Genomic DNA, 21,757 nt, shown 5'->3' with positions numbered 1-21,757 from the left:
AAGGAGAAATAAAAAGCCCCGCATAAGCAGGGCTAAATAATGGTGAGTTGAGCATTATTATTGTTAGTTATGTTTGCCCAATCGAGACTTCAGACTGAAGTCTAACGACCTGAGGTAAAGTCAGGATATGCTTCCAGACCACACTCACTCACGTCGACGCCTTCAAACTCTTCTTCTTCTGTCACTCTTACGCCGATGATGGCTTTAATTGCTACCCAAACGATAAGGCTGGTAATAAATACCCATACAAAGATAGTTGCAGCGCCCAGTAACTGACCACCCAGACTTGAACCGTCGTTGGTGAAAGGAACCAGGATCAGACCTAATAAACCGACAACACCGTGTACAGAGATAGCACCAACGGGATCATCAACCTTAACTTTGTCGAGGAAAACAATTGACAGTACCACCAACAAACCACCTAAAGCACCGAACAGAGTTGCTTGAAGTGGGGTAGGCGTAGAGGGCTCCGCAGTAATTGCCACCAGACCAGCCAGCGCACCGTTAAGCACCATTGTCAGGTCGGCTTTGCCAAACATGACACGTGCTAAGATAAGGGCCGCAATAGCGCCACCCGCGGCAGCAGCGTTCGTGTTCATGAATACAACGGCAACGGCATTAGCACTCTCAACAGTCGCTGTAGCCAGCACAGAACCACCGTTAAAGCCAAACCATCCCATCCACAAGATGAAAGTACCCAGTGTGGCCAGCGGCAGGTTGGCGCCAGGAATTGCATTTACTTTGCCATCTGCAGTGTATTTGCCTTTACGAGGACCAAGTACCAGCACACCCGCTAACGCCGCTGCTGCACCTGCCATGTGAACAATACCGGAACCTGCAAAGTCAGAGAAACCCATATCGCCCAATGTGTACATACCGAATACTGCATCGCCGTTCCAAGTCCAAGCCCCTTCCATTGGATAAATGAAGCCAGTCATGACTACTGCAAAGGCCAAAAATGCCCAAAGCTTCATACGCTCGGCAACCGCACCAGAAACGATAGACATGGCAGTTGCCACGAAAACTACTTGGAAGAAAAAGTCTGCAGAAGGCGCGTAGGTAGCCGCATCTTCAGCCACACCAGTAGCACCATCGGCGATAATGCCATCGAGGAAAATACCGCCACCGTACATGATGTCGTATCCGCAGATCATGTACATAGTGCAGGCAATCGCAAACAAAGCGACGTTTTTCGTTAATATTTCAGTTGTGTTCTTAGCGCGGACAAGGCCCGCCTCTAACATTGCAAATCCGGCAGCCATCCACATGACCAACGCACCGCAAATCAGGAAATAGAAGGTATCTAATGCATACCCGAGTTCAAATGTGATTTCCATTGTTTTCTCCGCAATTATTATTGTGTGGTTTTACAGTGCGTCAGCGTCTGCTTCACCAGTACGAATACGCACAGCGTGTTCAAGATCGTAGACAAATACTTTACCGTCGCCGATCTTGCCGGTTTTCGCTGCACCTACGATGGCCTCAACTAAACGCTCAACCTGGTCTGTCTGAACGGCAATTTCCAGCTTTACTTTCGGCAGGAAATCGACCTGATATTCAGCACCGCGGTATAACTCGGTATGTCCCTTCTGACGTCCAAACCCTTTCACTTCGGTGACAGTTAAACCGTCAATCCCGATTTCTGAAATGGCTTCACGAACATCATCCAGCTTAAATGGCTTGATGATAGCTGTGACTAGTTTCATGTGTTGCTCCCAAATAATGTTTGTCTTGTATTCGCACGTGGCGGGTACAGACTGCAACACAAGTCCTGTGCCATAAATATAAATACTTAAAAAACAAATAGTTACATTTATTTATTTTCAAAATCCATGCTTTTGATGCACCAAATTCATGCAACCAGAACAAAGCGCACCAAATGCGTGCACCGAGTTGTAAAAACGATTTCCCTTGGGAACTACTTGAGAGAAATGCGGTCTTTGTTTGCGTTATGGAAATCACTATGCAACCGGTACTCAGCCCAGAAAGGGCACATTTCATCCCTTCAGATCGTCCACGAGTGGGGCGAGTATTGCTTGCGTCTGCAGTTTTGCACTTCGCTCTTATAGCAATCCTTGCACTGCAGGAACGCAAGCCTGCCCCTGCACCGCCTGCGTATAAGCCGGCCATCGTGGCCACCCTTTATCAGGCGCAGCCACAAAAAGCTGCATTGGAAAATGTTCCGCCTCTCCCCGTCCCTGACATGAAGGGTGACGATACGCATAACCAACCGGCAGGCTCGGAACAAGACAGTCTTCCGATTGCTTCTGACAGCCCCCTTTCAAACCAAACCAAAGACAACAACGCACCAATTCTCCAGGTCCCCGATGCCCCCAGCCTCAATAAAGCGCCTGCATCATCGCCACTCACCGCACCTGTTGCAGTGGATGTTCCTTCGGCGCCGGTGTCAACTTCTACGGCTCCCAGGCTGAGTTCGCGACAGGCCCTGAACGGTTATTTTTCCCGTTTGGAAGCAGAAAAGCGCCAGGCGCAAGCAGAGCAAGCTGCACGAGACAGACGTGAACGACATCGGTCGCCGGTCATTACCGACACCCGTAAAGATGAGCCAGAAGAAGACACCAGTGCCCCCCCGCCGGTTAATGTAGACTGCAGTTCATCGGCAACCAAAACACTCAGTGTTATTTCCCGCTTTACCGGTGGGCGAGTCACCTGTTCGGACCGCGGAAACGGCTTTGACACCTTTATTGATGCCCGACTAAACAAGGGGGTAAAACCACAGGAAAATCCAGACAACAGACGGTGATTTAATTGTCAGTTGGGCAAACTGTGGTTAATCTACGTCAGACTCTATTTTTCAAGGATCTCATTCTCGTGGCCGCAGCAAATTTACTGGCACTTATCGATGATATTGCAACGCTGTTAGACGACATCTCCGTGATGTCTAAAGTGGCAGCAAAAAAAACCGCAGGTGTACTTGGCGACGATCTTGCGCTCAACGCAAACCAGGTACAAGGCGTCAGAGCTGAAAGAGAATTGCCAGTAGTATGGGCAGTGGCAAAAGGCTCATTGCTCAACAAGGTTGTCCTTGTACCGGCAGCATTACTGATCAGTGCAATTGTTCCCGTACTAATCACCATTTTGTTAGTGCTTGGCGGACTCTACCTGTGCTACGAGGGTGCAGAAAAAGTGCTCTATCGCTTTTTCCCCCACCATGACGAAGTAGAGCGAGAAACAAGGCTAACACAGCTATCCCAGGAAGATGTGGATCTTGTCGCCCTGGAAAACGACAAAATTAAAGGTGCCATTCGCACTGATTTTATTCTGTCTGCTGAAATTATTGTCATCGCGTTAGGGAGCGTGCAGTCTGCCGATTTGATTACCCAACTCGGTGTATTATGTGCCTTAAGTGTTGCTATTACCGCCGGTGTTTACGGCTTGGTGGCTGGTATTGTAAAAATGGACGACGCTGGTCTCTATTTACTGAGAAAATCACTCACAGGCAACTACAACCAGTTCCAACGACTCAGTGGACGTGCGTTGCTGATAGCAGCTCCGCTGTTGATGAAAACCCTTGCTTTTGTGGGCACTATTGCCATGTTCCTTGTAGGCGGCGGCATACTGACACACAACATTTCATTTCTCCATCACATGGCCCAGTCAATATCAGCGCTGATTCCTGCGCTGGAGACGGTGACTCCTATTTTTATCGACGGTGTGGCGGGTTTTATCGCTGGTTCTATCATCGTTACTTTAATGTCAGTATTTCGCAAAAAACAGGCGCCTCAATAAAGGACAAAAATGTGTATGGACACGCAATCTGCACTACTCAAACCACTTATTTTCGCGCTTTCTGGTTTGCAGGGTGTTGCCCTCACCCTGTTGTACTTTAGCGCGAAGGATCAGTGGTGGCCCGGCAGGAACCGATGTGGTTTACCTCTCTGACAACTTTTGCGATTAGCTTCCCACTGCTAATGCTGCTATCGGTAACAAAGGAAAATGCCCTTCATGCAGCAACTCAACGAAGAGGTTGCATATACATGCATGGGCGAACCTCTCGCTCGTGCTTAGCCGTGTCGTTAGTCCATTTAACCACCCCCTTAGTCAAATAAACTAAAGTTTAGTGTTCGCGTTTATCCCTACGCAACCCAATCCTTGAAGATAAATTAAAAAAACAAATAAATTCAACATCTTGCAAAAAAAATTCAACATGGCACAACTATCGCAAAAGTAATTGCGACTTAACGATTAACTGCCATGAAGTCAGTAGAAGTGCAGTTTATTAACACAATCTTTGGAGGAAACATGTTTACTTTACGTCGTCAAATTACCGCACTTACTATTGCAGCTTCAGCGGCGCTATCAGCCCCGGCCATGGCTGAGCAAAACACTCATTCACCGCTGCACCAATATCTGAACGCTGTGGTGTCACAGCATATTACAGACGTGCGCAGCGAGATTAATGTTGAAGTAGCCCAACTTATTGCAAGCGCCACTTATAACGCCGAGCCAGAGATCAGCGAACAGATTTTGATGGCAGAAATAACCGTCACAGACATTAGCGCACACGCCGAGCAGGAAAACAGCGAAGGAGAATAACGATGATGACATCCGGTGCACTGCTATTGCTTGCCCTTAGCCCGGTTGGCGCTTTTGTGGCAAGTGCAATGATTTTTAGCGGCTTAAAACTACTTAACGACCGCTTACACTAATCCCAACGAGCTCCCGTAGGGCCCTTCCCCCGGAGAGACATACAGCAGATACCAGTTTCACTCATGGGCTGTCATGTCTCACCCCGGGGGCTTTTTTAGTCATTCCCAAATAAACGTTCCCACCAGCTTTTTTTCTTTTTTTCTTTTCGGATCGGTTGTCCGTAACAATCCTGGCTCGCCGGGGGAAGTACGTCCAGTATGGCAGGGACACTCATGGAATCCGGACACCCGGCAATAACCACTTCACCGGTATCCTTGTCAAAATGGGCAATGCCAAGTCCCTCTGGAAAGCGCCTGGTCAAAGATTTTGGCTCCTGCAGCTTCTGATAGTTAATAAACACTGGCAATGCACCACCGGCTCCTGTTAGCAGTACCGGTTGGTTGTCGTCATTACCTACCCACACAGTAATGACATTGTTGCGGTCAAAACCGCTAAACCAACTATCGCGATAATCATCGGTAGTGCCGGTTTTCCCTCCCATATTAACACCTGGGAATGTACGGCCAACACGAGACGCCGTCCCCTCTGTGGTCACTTTATAAAGCGCGTAGTTGAGTAAATAGGTGGCAGCTTCATCAGCGCGCTGGGAATAAAATTCAGCGTGCTGCCAAATTAAACGATTGTTCGCCGATACCACAGAAGAAACCGTATGCAGCGGAATATAGCGCCCATTATTGGATATCGTCTGATACATCTGGTTGGTTTCAAAAGGCGTTAGCGACATAGCGCCCAGGGTCATAGCAGGCACTTCCTTGAAGTCACTTTCTACCCCCAGCCGACGAATGGTATCAGTAATATTCTTAAGGCCCACTTGCATACCCAGGTTCACCGTAGGCACATTTAACGAGTTTGCCAAGCCATCAATCAATGCTACCTGCCCCCGGAAAGTTTTATCTGCATTTTTGGGAGACCAGGTTTTACCGCTGGCGTTTTCCAGCGTGATAGGTTTGTCGGCCAATGGCGTCGCTAAATTGTACTCAACAGGGTCTTCCAAGGCTGTGAGGTAAACCGCTGGTTTAATAAGGGAGCCAACCTGGCGCTTGGCATCTAAGGCGCGGTTAAACCCTTTAAACCCTGTTTCACGGCTACCTACAATCGCCCTGATTTCACCACTTGCAATATCAGTAACCAACATAGCGCCCTGCAATACGGCCTTGCGATCAGACTGCAGGCCATTTAGTGTTTCCTTCATCGCTTTTTCAGCCCGGCGCTGCGCGTATATGTCCAGGGTGGTGAAGACTTTCACGCCGGAATCCCGCAGTTGTGGGTCAGCTAATATTGTCGATAACTCCCGTCGCACCTTGTCCATAAACGCGGGATGTTTACCACTGGCAAGGCTGGCACCAGAGGCCAACCCCAGCGGAGCGTTAATGTATTGCTGATATTCCCGCCGATCAATTTCATTCTCTTCAAAAAGAATACGCAATACCAGGTTACGCCGCTCCAGTACCCGCTCCTCATAACGACGGGGGTTGTAGTAAGACGGCCCTTTTATCATCGCCACCAGTGTAGCAATTTCCGGTGGGCTCATTTCGTTGGCCGGCCGGTCGAAGTAGTAATAACTGGCTAATCCGAAGCCGTGCACGGCCATTTTGCCGTTTTGCCCCAGAAACACTTCGTTCAGATACGCCTGGAGTATGTCATCTTTGCTGTAACGCGCATCGATGATCAAAGCCATTAATGCTTCTTTAATTTTACGCGTAATGGCTTTTTCTCTCGTCAGATAAAGGTTTTTAACCAGTTGCTGAGTAAGGGTACTGCCCCCCTGAACCGTTTTTCCTGCGCGAATATTTGCCACCAAGGCACGCAAGATCGACAACGGTGCCACACCGTGATGGTCATAGAAATCTCTGTCCTCTACCAAAATAAGCGCTTTCGGGAGCAATGCAGGCACATTATCTAATTGCACCAACATGCGATCTTCCTGACTACTGCTTACCATGCGGGTAACAAGCCATGGTTCTAAGCGAATACGACTTATTTTTTGTTGTGATGAACGATCTTCAATACTCGCTATTCGGTTGCTTTGCCAGGACACACGGATATGACGCAAGGGTTCATCGCCGTCGGGAAACGAAAACGCCCGTCGTTGTACCACCAGGGTACCGTTATTGTACTGATACTCACCACTGCTATCGGCGTTATTCACGCTTCGATAGCCTAACAGTTTCAACTCATCAAGCACTTCTTTTGGGGTGATTTCCTGCTCAACATTCAAAACCAGCGGACGGGCAAAGATCTGTGCTGGCACTTCCCATTTATTGCCGGAAAAGGTGTGCTTGATTTGTGCATCGAGATAAATCATGTACCCCAGAAGGACCGCCGTTCCCACCAGCAATAGCTTGAAGAAGAAACCAAGCCAGCGTCGCCGGGGTTTAGCACCTATTTTTTTGGGTTTTGTCACTTTCGTCTGTTTTTTAGCCACTTATCATGCCAATATAGAATACGTCAAAACGGATTCTGCGGGTTTCAGCACTGAATTTCCAGTGGCATTCTCAACCGCACCGTTTTGATAAAATTGTTTCAGCCATGGAACCCCGGTTCCATATGGTCTCGGTGACCAGCATGGAGAACAACATGAAAATATCCATCGACATCGATCTCTCACCTCAGGAGGCCCGCGAGTTCATGGGGTGGCCTAACCTGAGTAAACTTCACGAAGCCACACTCTCCCAACTCAGCGAACAAATTAAAGACGGCAACCAGGAAGCCATGATGACCATGCTAAAACCCTATCTGGATGGTAGTCAGCACGCCTTTTCTTATTATCAAAAAATGCTGGAATCCATAACCACTGCGACCAGCAAAAAATAATCACGGAGGCTCTCTGTGCACGAGCAGGACAAACAAGACATTTTGGACACGCTAAATCAGTATGCCCGGCAATTTAACGACATGGTTCACAGCATACTGACGAAAAAGAACCACAGCGAGGAGACCGCCGCCATGTTTGACCCGGAAAAACTGGGTTCGCTGTTATCAGGTGAATCCGTCGAAGTGGATTCAGCCCGTTTAATTCAAACCCAGATGGATTTTATGCGGCAGCAAACCGAGTTGTGGCAACAGGCAACGAAAGCGATGCTGGGAGAAAAGGTACAACCGGTTGTTGAAGAAGAGCGCAATGATCGTCGCTTTTCCCATACAGACTGGCAAGACAACCCGGTTTTTAGTTACCTGAAGCAGGCGTACCTGATTAATTCGAAAATGCTCCAAGGTACGATTGCATCGATGCATTTTAAAGATCCCAAATCAGCAGAGCAGGTCAAATTTTACACTCGCCAGTACATCAATTCTGTGTCGCCTACGAACTATTTGCTATCCAACCCTGAGGTCTGCGAGGAAATTCTCAAAACCAAAGGGCAGAACATGGTTAAGGGCATTGAGAACTTCATGCGGGACCTTGAAAAAAGCCCCTTGGAGGCGTTCAAAATAACGCAGACAGACATGGACGCATTTACCTTAGGCGAAAACCTCGCCACTACCAAGGGCGAAGTGGTCTACCAAAATGCGCTCATGCAGTTAATCCACTATTCGCCTAAACACGAGAAGACATACGCAAAACCCGTGCTTTTCGTCCCTCCGTTTATTAATAAGTACTACATTCTCGATTTAGAAGAAAAAAAGTCTGTGGTCAATGGCCTACTGGAAAGCGGTTTTTCTGTATTTATGATTTCCTGGGTGAACCCCGACGCCACGCTGGCGGACAAGGATTTTGTTGATTACATGAAAGCCGGTCCGCTGGACGCGCTCGATACCGTCTGCGCCATTACAGGCAGAGAAAAAGTAAACATGGTTGGCTTTTGCGTGGGCGGCACGTTACTCAGCACCGCTGCGGCTTATTTACGTGCCAAAGGAGATACGCGCATTGCATCTTTGACGCTACTGACAACCCTACTCGACTTTAGCGAACCAGGTGAAATTGGTAATTACCTCACCGAAGATGCGCTGCCCATCATGGAGCAAAATGCAGACATCAAGGGAATTTATGACGGCCGTATTCTGGGTTTGAGCTTTAGCTTGTTGCGAGAGAACAACCTGTTTTGGTCATACTTCATCAACAATTACCTCAAAGGAAAAGATCCTGCCGCCTTTGACATTCTGTTCTGGAATAGCGATGCCACCAACATTACTGCGGCTTGTTTCAAACAATATATCCGGACAACTTACTGGGAAAATAAGCTCAAGACTCCTGGCGCAGTAGTCATTGATGGTGTGCCCATTGATTTGTCTAACATTGACATGCCAGTGTATTTCCTCACCACTCTTGCTGACCATATCGTGCTTTGGCAAGGCGCCTATAAGGGCACACAGTTGGTCAGTGGAGATACCACTTTTGTGCTGGCCGGATCCGGTCATCTGGCCGGTGTTATAAATCCTCCCATTACGGGTAAATATCCACACTGGACCAATGACACTCTGCCAGCTTCAGCCAGTGAATGGTTTGATGGAGCAACCAAACAAGAAGGCTCATGGTGGCCTCACTGGCACGCTTGGTTAAAGCAACAGGGGAAAAACAAGGTAACCGCACCACAACCTGGAGCTAGCGACGCCTTTCCAGCCATTGAACCCGCCCCGGGAAGCTATGTTCTAAAACAGTTGGGCTGAAACAGTAAAAAGGGCGCGAAAACAAGCGCCCTTTTTTACGCCTGAGCGCTGAACCTAAGACTGGCTATTTTGCTTTTTCGCTATATTCAATACCCGTTCACGCAACTGCTCATTAGTTTGTACCAGTTGAGCGATGGTGGTGTAAGTATCAACCTCAAGCCCGGTTTTCTCTATTTCTGAGACCATCTCAGTTTGAGCGGCTTGTTGAATTTCTTTCATTTTTTCCGGTGATTCCTCACCGCTCAATGTCGACTGATATTTATCTGCAACTTCACTAACCGCATTCATGGCCACTGTAAATTTTGCTAACGTGGCATCATCAAAATTCTGATTTTGAGACATTCCAGGATTTCCCGCCTGAACCTCTTTGGTATTTTCAGCGGCCTGAGCGGAAAAGTGAATGGTGCAGGCAACGGTCAGGCTCATTACAACGAATTTGACAAGTTTAGTCATGGCTATACTCCGGTTTTTTTGAATTACCCGTAACGGGTCCTCAAAAGCACTGCAGCGATAAACATGCCAGTAACAAAAATCGACATTAAATCAACGTATTAACGAAGTCATCTTTCATTGTCACGTCTGCCACTGATAAAATGTGTCGCTTATTTTCACACCTGCATTGCTCCTGAGACCGTTAGTGCGCTACTCTTTCACAGACTAAGAAAAAGGTAATGTTATGATCATCATTAAAAAATACCCAAACAGAAGGCTCTACGACACATCCTGCAGCCAGTATGTGAATCTCGACTACATCAAAGGGTTGATTAATGATCGGGAAGAATTCAAAGTTATCGATTCAAAGACGGAAGACGACATCACTAAGTCGCTACTTTTGCAAATTATCAGTGAATCCGAAGCAGATCAAAATCAGTCTTTGCTCACCAACTCCTTGCTCAAGCAGCTTATTCGGTATTACGACACCGATATGCAATTTTTCCTCAGACAGTATCTCGAACAGTCACTGCTCGCGTTTATAGATCAGCAGGATCAAGTTCAGGGTCTGATGAAGAATATGATGGAGAACTCGCCATTTGGCCTGTTTAATAAAATGGTTGAGCAAAATATGGAAGCCTGGAAGAAAAATCAAAAGTAGCCCGCTTATGCTGCCATGCAGCATAATTAAACTATACATATTAAAAACTGTTCTAAAAAAACATTGCTGCAACGCAACATTCTTGTTGATCTCTTCGCCATAGCTGGTTAATATCTAATCAAATCTTGCTGCAGCGCAGCACGCATTCAACCATTTCTGTTGGGAGAAAGACATGTTTGGCTCATTTTCAGAACAATTGAAAAACTCCGGCAAACCAGTACACACGCTGTTTGCGGTAAATACAAAAACACTGGAAAGCTTGTCTGAACAACAAACCACATTAATAACCGGCTTGTTGAGCGATAGTGTTCGTTATCTTGAAGCAGTGGCGAAACAAACTGAACTTAAAGGCGTAATGAACGCAAACTCAGAACTTGCCGAGTCTGTGCGTGAACGAATGACCAGCGCCTCTAAAGACGCGTACTCTACAATGAATGCCATGCGTGAAGAAGTGGCCGAGATTATGGCAGTGTCACTGTCCACAGCAAGTGATGAAGTCAGTAAAGCCGCTGAAAAAGCTACAAAACCTGTAGCCGAAGCCACAGTAAAAGCATCGAAACAAACAGAAGAAGTTGCTGAGCAAACAGCAAAAACAACCTCAGCGGCAAGCAAAGTAACCGCTGAGAAAGCTGAAGACGCCACCGCTAAATCTGCAAGTGCAGAAACGAAAACTGCCGACGCTGCTGAGCCTGTTAAAAAGCCAGCTACGCGGACGCGCCGTACCCCGGCAAAGAAAACCACCACCGCAAAGTCTGCGGCTACCAAATCAACTAATTGATTCACACCAAAAACTGGAGAACGGTAATGTTTGAGCAAATGAATGAACAAATAAAAACAGCAATGAAGCCAATGTCTGACCTTGCATCATTGAACATGAGCACGATGCAGGAACTGGCTGAAAAGCAAAATTCACTGTATAAGTCGCTGCTTTCTGAAGGTATGTCTTACTTCGAAAAAGCATCACAGCAAAAAGATCTGATGAGCTTGGCCGATGCCAACAAAGCATATGCAGAAAGCGTTCAGGAAAAAGTATCTGACGTGGCAAAAAGCTCTTATGAAGTGTTAACTGAAGCGCAGCAAAAAGCGGGCGAAATGTTTAAAAGCATTAGCGATGAAATGACTGCTAAGTTTCAGGATGCAGCAAAAGCTTAACTGATACAGGGCGGTTGGCTGCCGCCCATTCCCTTCATAAAGTGAACCTTTTTATCCCCCTACAGGTCTTAGCCCCAGCCAGTATTTGAGGAGAGACGTAATGAATTACCAGGCATATGATTACCTGACCCGCGGTGCGTATATTATGCATGAGGGGTTCAGTCTGCTGAATGATATTGCGAACCATCCTTCCAATCTTCTTGCTCACACCTTACCCGGTCGCCTTACCCGCGCCTCGCTGGAAACTGCAATGCGACTGACGCAACGCTATGAAAAGCTGGGGTTTAACATTGATGAAATCAGAATTAATGATAAAAGGCACAAGGTGCGGGAAGAAATTGTTGTCACCAAACCTTTCTGCGATTTAATTCACTTTAATCGCGCAGGCGTAAAAGACGATCACAAAGTATTATTAGTCGCCCCGCTGTCGGGACATTTCGCCACATTACTGAAAGGCACGGTGGAAGCCTTGTTACCCGACCACGAGATTTATGTAACGGATTGGGCTGATGCCAGAGAAGTTCCCTTAGAAGATGGACCTTTTACGTTTGACTGCTATGTTAGCTACCTGATTGAATTCATGGAATACCTAGGGCCTGGCGCCCATTTAATGGCCATTTGTCAACCCACAGTACAAGCATTAATCGCTACTGCTGTCATGGCTGAACAAAAGAATACCTGTGTTCCAAAATCTCTGACTGTCATGGCTGGACCGTTAGACTGTTCCAAGAACCCAACACGCGTTAACGAGTTCGCTGAAAAACATCCCATGAGTTGGTTTCGAAACGTTGCCATCATGAAAGTTCCCTACGGTTACCCTGGTGAAGGCAGAGAAGTGTATCCCGGATTCATGCAGCTCGGTGGATTTATCAGCATGAACCAACAGTCTCACATGAAGAAGTATCAAAACTTTTTCCAAAATCTTGTATTTGGTGAAGAAGAAGATGCCGATCGCTTTCGTGCATTCTATGACGAATATATGGCAGTGTTAGATATGCCAGCGGAGTTTTATTTGGAGACCATCGAACGGGTGTTCAAAAACAATGAAATTGCCCGTGGAGCAATTACCTACCAGGGCAACCCGGTGAACTTTGAAGCGATCGACAATACTGCTCTGCTAACCGTGGAAGGTGCCGATGATGACATTTGTGGGCTCGGTCAAACACAAGCGGCCCAAGATATTTGTCGAAATATACCGCGTAAAATGCGCAAACATCACGTACAACAGGGGGCTGGCCATTACGGAATTTTCAGTGGCTCCAAGTTCCGTAAAAACGTACGTCCGATAATTACCGAATTCATCCATAAGTACGCATAGCTGCGCTGATTACTGCACTCATCGCAGGCAAAAGCGCAAATTGTCTGCGATTTTGCCTTTTCCCCCCTCGCACCCTCCCCCTCACTTGAGGTAGCATGCCATCATAATAAAACAAAGGTTCTGCGCTATGTCAAAATGGTTATCCCGCACGCTTACCGCATCAGTACTTACTCTCGTGAGTATAAACTCGGCCTTAGCCAGCGACGATTTCGAACAATGTAAAAACAACCTGAGTGAACAGGCTGTTAAAGCCGGTATTTCTCAGGAGTTGGCCACACAAGTTTTTGCTGAGATACGTTATCAGCCCCGGGTTATTGAACTCGACCGCAATCAGCCTGAGTTTGTTCAAACTTTTCCTGGCTATTACACTAAGCGAGTAAATGATTGGCGGATAAATAAAGGCAGGGCCATGTATACCGCCCATCGCGAATTACTGACTGAGCTCAGTCGCAAGTACGGTGTTCCAGCCCACTATCTTGTCGCCTTCTGGGGTTTGGAAACCAATTTTGGCTCCTACAAAGGCAACATGAACGTCCTGGATTCGCTTACCACCCTGGCATGTGATGAAAGAAGAAGCCGCTTTTTCACTAAGGAATTGATGACGGCCATTAAATTACTCGACAGGGAATCTCTCGAACAATCTAAAATGGTGGGCTCCTGGGCTGGCGCGATGGGTCATACTCAGTTTATGCCTTCCGCATATATGCACTACGCCATTGACGGCGACAGCGATGGTAAGGTGAATTTATGGGACAGCGAAAAAGACGCCCTTGCATCTGCGGCTAATTTTTTATTCCGGTTGGGATGGCAACCCGGTTACCGTTGGGGTCGGGAGATTACACTACCCGATAACTTTGACTACCGGCAAGCGGGCTACAAACACAAACGTCCAATTTCACAATGGAACAAAATGGGCGTGACAAAACCCGACGGCACACCTATTGGGAACAGTGAAGAGCCAGCGTTTGTTGTCGTTCCTGCAGGGCACAATGGCCCCGCGTTCATTGCTTATCACAACTTTCGCATTATTATGCGCTGGAATAACTCTGAATTTTACGCCATCGCGGTGGGTAAGCTGGCCGATCAGATCGCTGGCGAAAGCGGTTTAGTATCGCCACTGCCTGACCTTCCGGCATATAGTAGAAGTGATATAATGAAACTACAGGCCGCCTTGAATAAACTGGGACATGATGTAGGTAAACCCGATGGTATCATTGGCCCCGCAACCCGCACTGGTATCAGGCAATATCAGATTGACAACAATATGATCGCCGATGGCTTTCCTGGATTAGATGTGATGAAAGCCATCGGCGTATTTGAAGAAGAAGAAAATTAAGAGTGACTTTCGCCTGTGCGGCTAGTACATGTGCTGGCCGCCGTTAATGGAAAGGGTGGAACCGGTAATAAAGCCCGCTTCATCACCCACCAGAAACATCACGCTACGAGCTATGTCTTCAGGCTTGCCTAATCTGCCTACCGGAATCGTGGCAATGATTTTCTTGAGGACTTCTTCTGGCACTGCTCGCACCATATCAGTATCCACGTAACCCGGCGCAATAGCATTCACCGTTACGCCTTTACCTGCACCTTCAAGGGCTAGCGCCTTGGTAAAGCCGTGAATACCCGATTTCGCGGCGGCATAATTGACCTGACCATATTGCCCAGCCTGACCATTAACCGAACCAATGTTGACAATACGTCCAAAACCACGGGCACGCATGGAATCGATAACAGCCCGACATGTATTAAAACACGATGCCAGGTTTGTCTGAATAACAGCATCCCACTGTTCAAAAGACATTCTGTGCATAGTACCATCCCGGGTGATCCCGGCATTATTCACTAATATTTCTACCGGACCATAATCTACGCTGATTTGATCAATGGCTTTTTTTGTCGCTTCAAAATTAGAAACATCAAATTTAAAGGAAGGGATCCCCGTTCGTTCGGTGAATGCTTTCGCCGCCTCATCGTTACCACCATAGTTTGCAACTACGGTATATCCCGCATCTTTCAATGCAACGCAAATTGCCTCACCAATTCCTCTGGTACCACCTGTGACTAATGCTACTTTGCTCATTTCGTCTCCCTATTTTGTTGACGTATATATGTACAACATGACTATATAAGCATGCCAAGAAGCAGAATGACAATGCTTTCGTTACAGCTTTATGATGATAGTCATCATACAAAAATAGGGACAATGTAATGGTAGATTAAAAACGTTAATATTATCAGCACGTTGACAAAAAACACGACTGTAGAATTGTTAACTGGTCAGATCTTTTCTCAAAATAACAAGATGTTACCACCCTGCTAACTCAATTTATGAAGACCAATAATTTACCCTACGTTTCTATCCTTTGCGGGGTTTTATTGATTTTCCCGGTTCGGCCGCCATGGGATTGTCCGGCCATCTGTGTTTTGGATAGCGACCTTTCATATCTTTTTGTACTCCAAAATAGCTGCCCCGCCAAAACGTCGATAAATCGGATGTTGTTTGAATTGGTCTGCCTGCAGGAGACAACAACTCAACGGTAATCACTTTGTTGTTATCTCCAACGGTAAGCACAGTGTCGCACCCAAACATTTCTTGTAAACGCACGGAAAGTATTACTTCGCCGTCACTGCGATACTTGAGTTTTCGCTTCTCGCCACTGGGCACCACAATACCCTGTGGTAACAAGGTATCCAGGGCGTGCTGCTGGCTCCACGGCAGTGATTCATGACACCACTTGGCCCAAGGAAGGTTCAATAGCGCATCCCAGGTTTTGTGTGCACTGAGTTGTTTGCAGAGAAATTCGCCATCGATAAGTGCTAAAGGTGAGGCTGCGTCACGCCACTCGGCAGGCTCGTCAAAAGCCCGCGGCTGAGGTAAGCCAAGGGACGTCGCCAGTTTATAGCGGTGCCACCATTGCCAGTTCTGCTCACTGAGTGGCCATTGCTCAATAGTCAAATTTTGTAAGTGACTTACCCAGGCGTTGCCGATGGCCTGCTTATTCAATTGAGAGGCAGGTTCGGACTGCAGAATGATCTCACCGAATCCTTCGACAGCACGCGCTTCCATCTGCTTTTTCTGACTGTTGTAAATAACCGTTTCTCTGATAGCGAACTCATTGCTGTACAACCTGCGGAGCAATGCTTCGTCGATGGGTTCCACAATGCGACACACCACGTCGCCGCCAGACAACTGACCGCTGACAACCACTAGCCACGGCGTTTTTTCATGAGATCCCGCAGGGAATACAGCACCTCTGCCACACGCCATTTTATAGCGTCCAAACTCCCGGAAAATACTCACACGCTGCGCAAAGGCCAGTGCCAGGCACACCGACAACGGTTCTCCGCCTATCGATTGTAATGACATATCAAGAGGACTATTAATTAACCTGGCATATCGCTTCGCTTGCCTGTCAATGCGACGCATGGTGTTTTTATCCGCACGAATTATCCAGTCAGTTAAATGCAAACAGCTGTCGGCAGACGGACTTTCCTCTATGATAGCAGCGCAATAACAAGCCACCTGAGGTAGGTGAGGCATTGCTAACTCACTGCTACGACGTTTGGCTTCCAATAGCATATGCCCCATTCTCGGCGTCACTGGCAAAGCCGATAGCTGACGTCCGTAGGGAGTGATGTTGCCCTGTTCATCCACCGCACCAATTGCGGCGAGTTGAGCCTGCGCCAGTTGACACTGTGTACTCGTGGGCGCGGTGAGTAAAGCCATGGCGGACAGTGTCGTACCCCAAGACAACGCATCGAGCATAACACCGGCAATGTCTTCTCTGACAATTTGCGGCAGCGAAAAACGGGCAAGGCGGTGATGGTGTTCTTTACTCCACAACCGGTAAACCTTTCCGGGCCCTAAACGCCCCGCCCGTCCTTTTCTCTGTGTGGCCGATGCCTGGGATATCATTTGCATAGTCAAGGTGGTGAGTGCCGTGGCAGGATGATACATCGGAACATTCTCAAGGCCGCTGTCTACCACTACAGTGACACCTTCAATGGTCAAGCTCGTTTCCGCAATGTTAGTTGCCAGAATGACTTTTCTACGCCCATTTTCGTCAGGTACCAAAGCCGCTTGCTGTGCGGTTTTATCCATGGCGCCATACAACGTGTGCAACTGAATATTCTGCCTGCTGAGAAACGCAGACAATTCACGTCGCACCTGATTAATCACTGCGACTCCAGGCAAGAAAACCAGGATGTCACCGTCATCGTTGTGAACACTGTCGATTACAGCCCTGGCGGTTTTTTTCACCACCAAAGCGGCACTGGTTTCTCCCAGATACACTTCTTCAACGGGAAACTGCCGTCCTTCTGTTTTCAGCACCTCGGCCTTTGGCACCAAGGTAATTAGCTCATCTACATCGAGTGTAGCGGACATCACCACTAACCGCAGATCGTCACGCAATCCTTCTTGTACTTCCAGGGCCAGAGCTAAACCAAAATCACTGTGGATACTGCGCTCGTGAAACTCATCAAAAATAACGATATCTATACCTGTTAATTCGGGATCGTTTTGGATTAAACGTGACAACACTCCTTCGGTAACAATCTCAAGGCGAGTTGCGGCACTTATTTTTGCCTCTCCACGTATGCGGTAGCCCACCGTTTCTCCCACATTTTCGTCCAACAGAGATGCCAAATACGCCGCCAGATTTCGCACCACTACGCGGCGCGGTTGAAGCATAATGATTTTTTTATCTGATTGGACGAGTAAAGACAACGGTAATACAGTGGATTTACCGGCTCCCGGCGGTGCACCAACAATAACGTTCCCTTTTTGCAGATGGGTTTTCAAAGGGGCTGTCAAAGCACTGGCAGGTAATTGGGTTTGGCTTGGGTGCATTAAAACACTATGGTCATCGTTGGAATCGCGGTATTTTACCTGTCTAAAAAGGCTCTAGCCACTACAGATGAAAATACGAAGAAGATAACCTTATGCGAAGTTTCATTGGTCTCGATTTGTCCATAGCTGAAAAATTGTCCCTCGAGCGGTGGCGGGAAAACGCGCTCCCTGACATCCCGAGCAAATCCAAGCGCGGTATTGCCTCTGGGGCTTACGCTATCCCCGCAGCGAATTTCCATATCACACTCGCTTTTCTGGGCAATATAACACCTCGTCAACACAACGCACTGATACCGGCTCTCGACGCGATTAGCGCACCTCCGTTCGCCCTAACCTTAGATTCCACTGGTTACTGGCATGGCCCCAAAATAATATTTGCCGCACCTTCATCACCGAATCAGGCAATCGCGCAACTAGCAGGAGAAGTCAAAAAGGCCGCACGTCGTGCCACTATCCCTATTGACAATAAAGCGTATCAGCCTCATGTGACCTTAGTGAGAAAGGCTAGCAGTTTCACGCCGCCGCCATTGTTCATGCCTTCTATAACCGTGAAAGCCAATGCGTTTCACTTATTTGAATCAAGATCTACGCCGTCAGGCGTGCAATACCCCATAAGAGCATCGTGGACATTAAACCCAAATTTAACAGTGCGAGAACAACTTAAACAAGGTTTACTATGACTTATGCTATTTCGGGCTTTACAGAACGCACGATGATGGGTAAAACATCACAATCCTGAATTTACGTTTACAGATATCATGCAACAAACATTTCGCCTGGTTATCGATTGCCCTGACCAAATTGGCCTGGTTGCCCGTGTGTCACAGTTTTTGGCAGACCACGGCGCTACTATCGTAGAGGCCAACCATCACACCGACCTGCAAACAGGCCGTTTTTTTATGCGCCATGAGATTGGGGCAGACTCGATACGTCTCGATTACGCCGCTTTTGTAGAGGCTTTTACACCCGTAGCCAATGAATTTCAGATGAACTGGAAACTCACGGATTCACGGGTTAAGCATCGTGTTGCATTGCTGGCTAGTATTGAATCCCACTGTTTGGTAGATTTGCTGCATCGCTGGCATACCGGCGAGCTGCACTGTGACATTCCGGTTATCATAGGCAACCACCCCCAAATGAAGCAGTTTGCTGATTGGTACAAGGTGCCTTTCCACTGGATAGATTTCAAAGCGCTAGGCAAAGAACAGGCGTTCTCCCAAATCGAAACACTGCTGGATGAATACAGGATTGACCTCACGGTATTGGCCCGTTTCATGCAAATCCTGCCTGATACCTTGTGCAGCAAGTTGCAGGGCAAAGCCATTAATATTCATCATAGCTTTCTGCCGTCTTTTGCTGGTGCCAGACCTTATCAGCAAGCCTACGACCGCGGTGTAAAACTCATTGGTGCCACCTGCCATTACGTCACGAAAGATCTCGACGAAGGCCCGATTATTGAACAAAGTGTAAAACGCATCAGCCACAGCGACACAGCCGCAGACATGGTGAGAAAAGGCAAAGACTGTGAAGTCACGGCGCTGGCTCACGGTGTGCGTTATCACTTGGAGGACCGGGTTATCATTCACCGCAACAAGACCGTGGTATTCGCCTAACCCCTGCACCTATCCGCTGCTTGTAAATAACCGCTTGCAAAGCGGTTATTTTTCTACCATTGCAAATGCTACCGCTAACTGACGTGTACATGTGCTACCTGGCGTTAACCAGTGTTTTTCTTTAAACTGAAAGCCGTACAATAAACCATTTCAGCGCCATGATATTTCTAAGCGCTGACGAAACGCGAATCACGCGGAATGAGCATAACAATAACGACGGAAAAATTTATGGGAAAAATAACGTACACCCTGGCAGCCGCTGCCGTATCTTTGGCCCTGGCAGGCTGCTCTGATCCTGCGCCGACACAGTCAGCGCCGTCCGAAACAACATCGCCTCAACCTCAGTTCGACAATGTGTTACTACAGGAATTTCAGGGGCCGTACGGCGGCGTGCCACAGTTCGATAAAATGCAACTGGCAGACATAAAACCCGCATTAGAAGAAGCCATGGCACTGAACATGGCTGAAATAGAAGCCATCGCCAATAACCCTGAAGCACCGACCTTTGAGAATACCATTGTCGCTATGGAGCGAGCCGGTAGTGCGCTTAGTCGCGTATTTACGTACTACGGTATATGGAGTTCGAATAAATCCAGCGCCGAATTTCGCGAAATTCGCGCCGAAATGTCTCCTGTGCTGTCCAGTTTCTTTACCCAAATCACCCAAAATGAAGCGTTGTTTGCACGGGTAAAAGCTGTGTATGAAAGTGACGCACTAAAAGCCCTCACTCCAGAAGAGCAACGCATTACATGGATCACTTACAACAACTTCGCCAGAAACGGAGCTACCCTCGACGGCGAGGCAAAAGCGCGGTATGCAGAAATAAGCAAAGCGCTGGCCACGCTGTACAACCAATTTTCCACCAATGTGCTGGCTGACGAAGAAAACTACGTTACTTACATTACTGAAGACCAACTCGGTGGATTACCACAATCATTTGTTCAAAGCGCTGCAGCTGCAGCAAAAGAGCGAGGCCAGGAAGGAAAATATGCAATTACTAACACTCGTTCATCCATGGACCCATTTCTCACTTACAGCACCAACCGTGCGTTGCGTGAACAAGTGTGGCGAACTTACTACAACCGAGGCGACAACGGCGATGAATTTGACAATAACGCTATCATAAAACAAATTCTGCTCCTGCGGGATGAGCGAGTAGCACTACTAGGCTATGACAATTACGCCCAGTGGCGGTTAGAAGATCGGATGGCAAAAACACCTGAGAATGCTATGGATCTTATGATGAAAGTCTGGCCCGCCGCCATCGCCCGCGTGGAAGAAGAAGTAGCTGATATGCAAGCCATTGCCGATGCTGAAGGCGCTGATATTACTATCGCCCCCTGGGACTATCGCTTTTACGCAGAAAAAGTACGCCAAGCCAAGTACGACCTCGATTCAAACGAGGTTAAACAATATCTGCAACTGGATAAGCTCCGCGAAGCAATGTTTTACGTGGCGGGCAGGCTGTTTAATTTTGAATTCACACCGGTAACAGACGGCACAGTGCCAGTATTTCACCCCGATGTAAAAGTGTGGGAAGTTACGGATAAAGACAGTGGCAAGTTAGTGGGTTTGTGGTACTTAGATCCCTTCGCTCGCCAAGGCAAGCGCTCAGGCGCGTGGGCTACAACATACCGCAGATATACCACCTTTGACGGCGAAACCACCGTACTTGCATCGAATAATTCTAATTTTGTCAAAGGGGCCAATGGGGAGTCTACACTGATTTCCTGGGATGACGCCGAAACGTATTTCCACGAATTTGGCCACGCACTTCACTTCTTGTCTGCCAACGTGAAATACCCCACGTCCCATTCCGGCGTTCGGGATTATACCGAATTTCAGTCGCAGTTACTCGAGCGCTGGCTGACGACCGATGAAGTTATCGATAACTATCTGGTCCACTACAAAACTGGAGAGCCAATTCCAGCAGACCTGGTCGTTAAAATCAAAAAGGCGTCTACCTTCAACGAAGGCTTTAAAACTACCGAATATATGGCCTCTGCCATTATGGATTTGCTCTACCACACCACAGATCCTAACACCATAGAGCCGGATACTTTTGAGCGTGAACAACTGGCTAAACTGAACATGCCGGAAGAAATTGTAATGCGGCATCGCAGCACACACTTTGGCCACGTTTTTTCAGGTGAAGGATACGCCTCATCGTATTACGGTTATATGTGGGCTGAAGTGCTAACGGCTGATGCTGCTGAAGCATTTGCCGAAGCGCCTGGAGGATTCTATGATGAAGCTTTAGCTGGCAAGCTGGTGAAGTATTTATTCTCTGTGCGCAATGCCATGGACCCTGCAGAAGCATATCGTTTGTTCAGAGGCAGAGATGCCCAGGTAGACGCATTAATGCGAGACAGGGGCTTCCCGCTACCCCAAAAAGAAGACTAACGTACCACTCAAGCCAAGCCTCTGTGATTTCACAGGGGCTGTTTGGTACA

The 21,757-nt window shown here is 47.7% G+C and carries 20 protein-coding genes; 14 read left to right on the top strand and 6 right to left on the bottom strand.

Annotation, left to right across the window (positions count from 1 at the left end; all coding sequences use genetic code 11):
- Positions 1 to 101 precede the first annotated feature (101 nt).
- The gene (locus KO518_RS02990) at positions 102 to 1,337 is read right to left on the bottom strand and encodes an ammonium transporter (RefSeq protein ID WP_216024307.1); all 1,236 of its coding nucleotides are present in this window, start codon (positions 1,335 to 1,337) and stop codon (positions 102 to 104) included.
- Positions 1,338 to 1,367: 30 nt separating this feature from the next.
- Complete coding sequence (gene glnK / locus KO518_RS02985; RefSeq protein ID WP_216024306.1) at positions 1,368 to 1,706, bottom strand: P-II family nitrogen regulator; 339 nt, start codon at positions 1,704 to 1,706, stop codon at positions 1,368 to 1,370.
- 257 nt (positions 1,707 to 1,963) lie between these two features.
- On the opposite strand from glnK, the gene KO518_RS02980 reads away from it, so the two are divergent.
- The 4 genes from KO518_RS02980 to KO518_RS02965 all read left to right on the top strand — a co-directional run bounded on the left by KO518_RS02980 (position 1,964) and on the right by KO518_RS02965 (position 4,557).
- Positions 1,964 to 2,764 carry a hypothetical protein gene (locus tag KO518_RS02980; protein ID WP_216024305.1) on the top strand — a complete coding sequence of 267 codons (801 nt, stop codon included), beginning with the start codon at positions 1,964 to 1,966 and terminating at the stop codon, positions 2,762 to 2,764.
- 68 nt (positions 2,765 to 2,832) lie between these two features.
- Positions 2,833 to 3,750, top strand: coding sequence for a DUF808 domain-containing protein (locus KO518_RS02975; protein WP_216024304.1), 918 nt, complete (start codon positions 2,833 to 2,835; stop codon positions 3,748 to 3,750).
- 15 nt (positions 3,751 to 3,765) lie between these two features.
- On the top strand, positions 3,766 to 3,903 hold the full coding sequence (locus KO518_RS02970) for a hypothetical protein (protein WP_216024303.1): 138 nt from the start codon (positions 3,766 to 3,768) through the stop codon (positions 3,901 to 3,903).
- A 360-nt stretch (positions 3,904 to 4,263) separates the two neighbouring features.
- Positions 4,264 to 4,557: a hypothetical protein gene (locus KO518_RS02965; RefSeq protein WP_216024302.1), complete on the top strand. Its 294-nt coding sequence runs from the start codon at positions 4,264 to 4,266 to the stop codon at positions 4,555 to 4,557.
- 208 nt (positions 4,558 to 4,765) lie between these two features.
- Here the strand turns inward: KO518_RS02965 and mrcB are convergent, their stop codons facing one another.
- Positions 4,766 to 7,096: a penicillin-binding protein 1B gene (mrcB, locus tag KO518_RS02960; RefSeq protein ID WP_371742224.1), complete on the bottom strand. Its 2,331-nt coding sequence runs from the start codon at positions 7,094 to 7,096 to the stop codon at positions 4,766 to 4,768.
- A 152-nt stretch (positions 7,097 to 7,248) separates the two neighbouring features.
- On the opposite strand from mrcB, the gene KO518_RS02955 reads away from it, so the two are divergent.
- The gene (locus KO518_RS02955) at positions 7,249 to 7,485 is read left to right on the top strand and encodes a DUF6489 family protein (RefSeq protein WP_216024301.1); all 237 of its coding nucleotides are present in this window, start codon (positions 7,249 to 7,251) and stop codon (positions 7,483 to 7,485) included.
- 15 nt (positions 7,486 to 7,500) lie between these two features.
- Complete coding sequence (locus KO518_RS02950; protein WP_216024300.1) at positions 7,501 to 9,276, top strand: class I poly(R)-hydroxyalkanoic acid synthase; 1,776 nt, start codon at positions 7,501 to 7,503, stop codon at positions 9,274 to 9,276.
- Positions 9,277 to 9,330: 54 nt separating this feature from the next.
- Here the strand turns inward: KO518_RS02950 and KO518_RS02945 are convergent, their stop codons facing one another.
- Positions 9,331 to 9,729: a DUF4168 domain-containing protein gene (locus tag KO518_RS02945; protein WP_216024299.1), complete on the bottom strand. Its 399-nt coding sequence runs from the start codon at positions 9,727 to 9,729 to the stop codon at positions 9,331 to 9,333.
- A 223-nt stretch (positions 9,730 to 9,952) separates the two neighbouring features.
- Here KO518_RS02945 and phaR point away from each other — a divergent pair, with 223 nt between their 5' ends.
- The 5 genes from phaR (at position 9,953) to KO518_RS02920 (ending at position 14,175) form a co-directional block, all read left to right on the top strand.
- Complete coding sequence (gene phaR, locus KO518_RS02940; protein ID WP_216024298.1) at positions 9,953 to 10,369, top strand: polyhydroxyalkanoate synthesis repressor PhaR; 417 nt, start codon at positions 9,953 to 9,955, stop codon at positions 10,367 to 10,369.
- 172 nt (positions 10,370 to 10,541) lie between these two features.
- Entirely contained in the window at positions 10,542 to 11,147 is a 606-nt protein-coding gene (gene phaP / locus KO518_RS02935) for a TIGR01841 family phasin (RefSeq protein WP_216024297.1), read from the top strand.
- 26 nt (positions 11,148 to 11,173) lie between these two features.
- Positions 11,174 to 11,521 carry a phasin family protein gene (locus tag KO518_RS02930; RefSeq protein WP_216024296.1) on the top strand — a complete coding sequence of 116 codons (348 nt, stop codon included), beginning with the start codon at positions 11,174 to 11,176 and terminating at the stop codon, positions 11,519 to 11,521.
- Between the two features lie 100 nt (positions 11,522 to 11,621).
- On the top strand, positions 11,622 to 12,839 hold the full coding sequence (locus KO518_RS02925; protein WP_216024295.1) for a polyhydroxyalkanoate depolymerase: 1,218 nt from the start codon (positions 11,622 to 11,624) through the stop codon (positions 12,837 to 12,839).
- Positions 12,840 to 12,966: 127 nt separating this feature from the next.
- Positions 12,967 to 14,175 (top strand): lytic murein transglycosylase, encoded by a 1,209-nt coding sequence (locus KO518_RS02920; RefSeq protein WP_216024294.1) that lies wholly within the window; start codon positions 12,967 to 12,969, stop codon positions 14,173 to 14,175.
- A gap of 21 nt (positions 14,176 to 14,196) precedes the next feature.
- Here the strand turns inward: KO518_RS02920 and phbB are convergent, their stop codons facing one another.
- Together phbB and hrpB are read right to left on the bottom strand one after the other, a co-directional pair.
- Positions 14,197 to 14,919 carry an acetoacetyl-CoA reductase gene (gene phbB, locus KO518_RS02915; protein WP_216024293.1) on the bottom strand — a complete coding sequence of 241 codons (723 nt, stop codon included), beginning with the start codon at positions 14,917 to 14,919 and terminating at the stop codon, positions 14,197 to 14,199.
- A 276-nt stretch (positions 14,920 to 15,195) separates the two neighbouring features.
- Positions 15,196 to 17,691 carry an ATP-dependent helicase HrpB gene (hrpB, locus tag KO518_RS02910; protein WP_216024292.1) on the bottom strand — a complete coding sequence of 832 codons (2,496 nt, stop codon included), beginning with the start codon at positions 17,689 to 17,691 and terminating at the stop codon, positions 15,196 to 15,198.
- A gap of 92 nt (positions 17,692 to 17,783) precedes the next feature.
- Between hrpB and thpR the strand changes: the two genes are divergently transcribed.
- The 3 genes from thpR to KO518_RS02895 all read left to right on the top strand — a co-directional run bounded on the left by thpR (position 17,784) and on the right by KO518_RS02895 (position 21,707).
- Positions 17,784 to 18,371, top strand: a complete 588-nt coding sequence (gene thpR / locus KO518_RS02905) for an RNA 2',3'-cyclic phosphodiesterase (protein WP_216024291.1) — start codon at positions 17,784 to 17,786, stop codon at positions 18,369 to 18,371.
- A 78-nt stretch (positions 18,372 to 18,449) separates the two neighbouring features.
- Positions 18,450 to 19,304, top strand: a complete 855-nt coding sequence (gene purU / locus KO518_RS02900; protein WP_216024290.1) for a formyltetrahydrofolate deformylase — start codon at positions 18,450 to 18,452, stop codon at positions 19,302 to 19,304.
- A gap of 228 nt (positions 19,305 to 19,532) precedes the next feature.
- Entirely contained in the window at positions 19,533 to 21,707 is a 2,175-nt protein-coding gene (locus KO518_RS02895) for a M3 family metallopeptidase (RefSeq protein WP_216024289.1), read from the top strand.
- The last annotated feature ends 50 nt before the right edge of the window (positions 21,708 to 21,757 follow it).

The sequence above is a fragment of the Aestuariibacter sp. A3R04 genome, assembly GCF_018860805.1.
GTDB lineage: Bacteria > Pseudomonadota > Gammaproteobacteria > Enterobacterales > Alteromonadaceae > Alteromonas.
This window is presented reverse-complemented; position numbering and strand designations above follow the sequence as displayed.

What these genes read in the sequence shown, in the direction of transcription:
- KO518_RS02990 (WP_216024307.1), bottom strand. Translation starts at nt 1,337, where the DNA reads ATGGAAATCACATTTGAACTCGGGTATGCATTAGATACCTTCTATTTC.
- glnK (WP_216024306.1), bottom strand. Translation starts at nt 1,706, where the DNA reads ATGAAACTAGTCACAGCTATCATCAAGCCATTTAAGCTGGATGATGTT.
- KO518_RS02980 (WP_216024305.1), top strand. Translation starts at nt 1,964, where the DNA reads ATGCAACCGGTACTCAGCCCAGAAAGGGCACATTTCATCCCTTCAGAT.
- KO518_RS02970 (WP_216024303.1), top strand. Translation starts at nt 3,766, where the DNA reads ATGGACACGCAATCTGCACTACTCAAACCACTTATTTTCGCGCTTTCT.
- KO518_RS02965 (WP_216024302.1), top strand. Translation starts at nt 4,264, where the DNA reads ATGTTTACTTTACGTCGTCAAATTACCGCACTTACTATTGCAGCTTCA.
- KO518_RS02955 (WP_216024301.1), top strand. Translation starts at nt 7,249, where the DNA reads ATGAAAATATCCATCGACATCGATCTCTCACCTCAGGAGGCCCGCGAG.
- KO518_RS02945 (WP_216024299.1), bottom strand. Translation starts at nt 9,729, where the DNA reads ATGACTAAACTTGTCAAATTCGTTGTAATGAGCCTGACCGTTGCCTGC.
- phaR (WP_216024298.1), top strand. Translation starts at nt 9,953, where the DNA reads ATGATCATCATTAAAAAATACCCAAACAGAAGGCTCTACGACACATCC.
- phaP (WP_216024297.1), top strand. Translation starts at nt 10,542, where the DNA reads ATGTTTGGCTCATTTTCAGAACAATTGAAAAACTCCGGCAAACCAGTA.
- KO518_RS02930 (WP_216024296.1), top strand. Translation starts at nt 11,174, where the DNA reads ATGTTTGAGCAAATGAATGAACAAATAAAAACAGCAATGAAGCCAATG.
- KO518_RS02925 (WP_216024295.1), top strand. Translation starts at nt 11,622, where the DNA reads ATGAATTACCAGGCATATGATTACCTGACCCGCGGTGCGTATATTATG.
- KO518_RS02920 (WP_216024294.1), top strand. Translation starts at nt 12,967, where the DNA reads ATGTCAAAATGGTTATCCCGCACGCTTACCGCATCAGTACTTACTCTC.
- phbB (WP_216024293.1), bottom strand. Translation starts at nt 14,919, where the DNA reads ATGAGCAAAGTAGCATTAGTCACAGGTGGTACCAGAGGAATTGGTGAG.
- hrpB (WP_216024292.1), bottom strand. Translation starts at nt 17,691, where the DNA reads ATGCACCCAAGCCAAACCCAATTACCTGCCAGTGCTTTGACAGCCCCT.
- thpR (WP_216024291.1), top strand. Translation starts at nt 17,784, where the DNA reads ATGCGAAGTTTCATTGGTCTCGATTTGTCCATAGCTGAAAAATTGTCC.
- purU (WP_216024290.1), top strand. Translation starts at nt 18,450, where the DNA reads ATGCAACAAACATTTCGCCTGGTTATCGATTGCCCTGACCAAATTGGC.
- KO518_RS02895 (WP_216024289.1), top strand. Translation starts at nt 19,533, where the DNA reads ATGGGAAAAATAACGTACACCCTGGCAGCCGCTGCCGTATCTTTGGCC.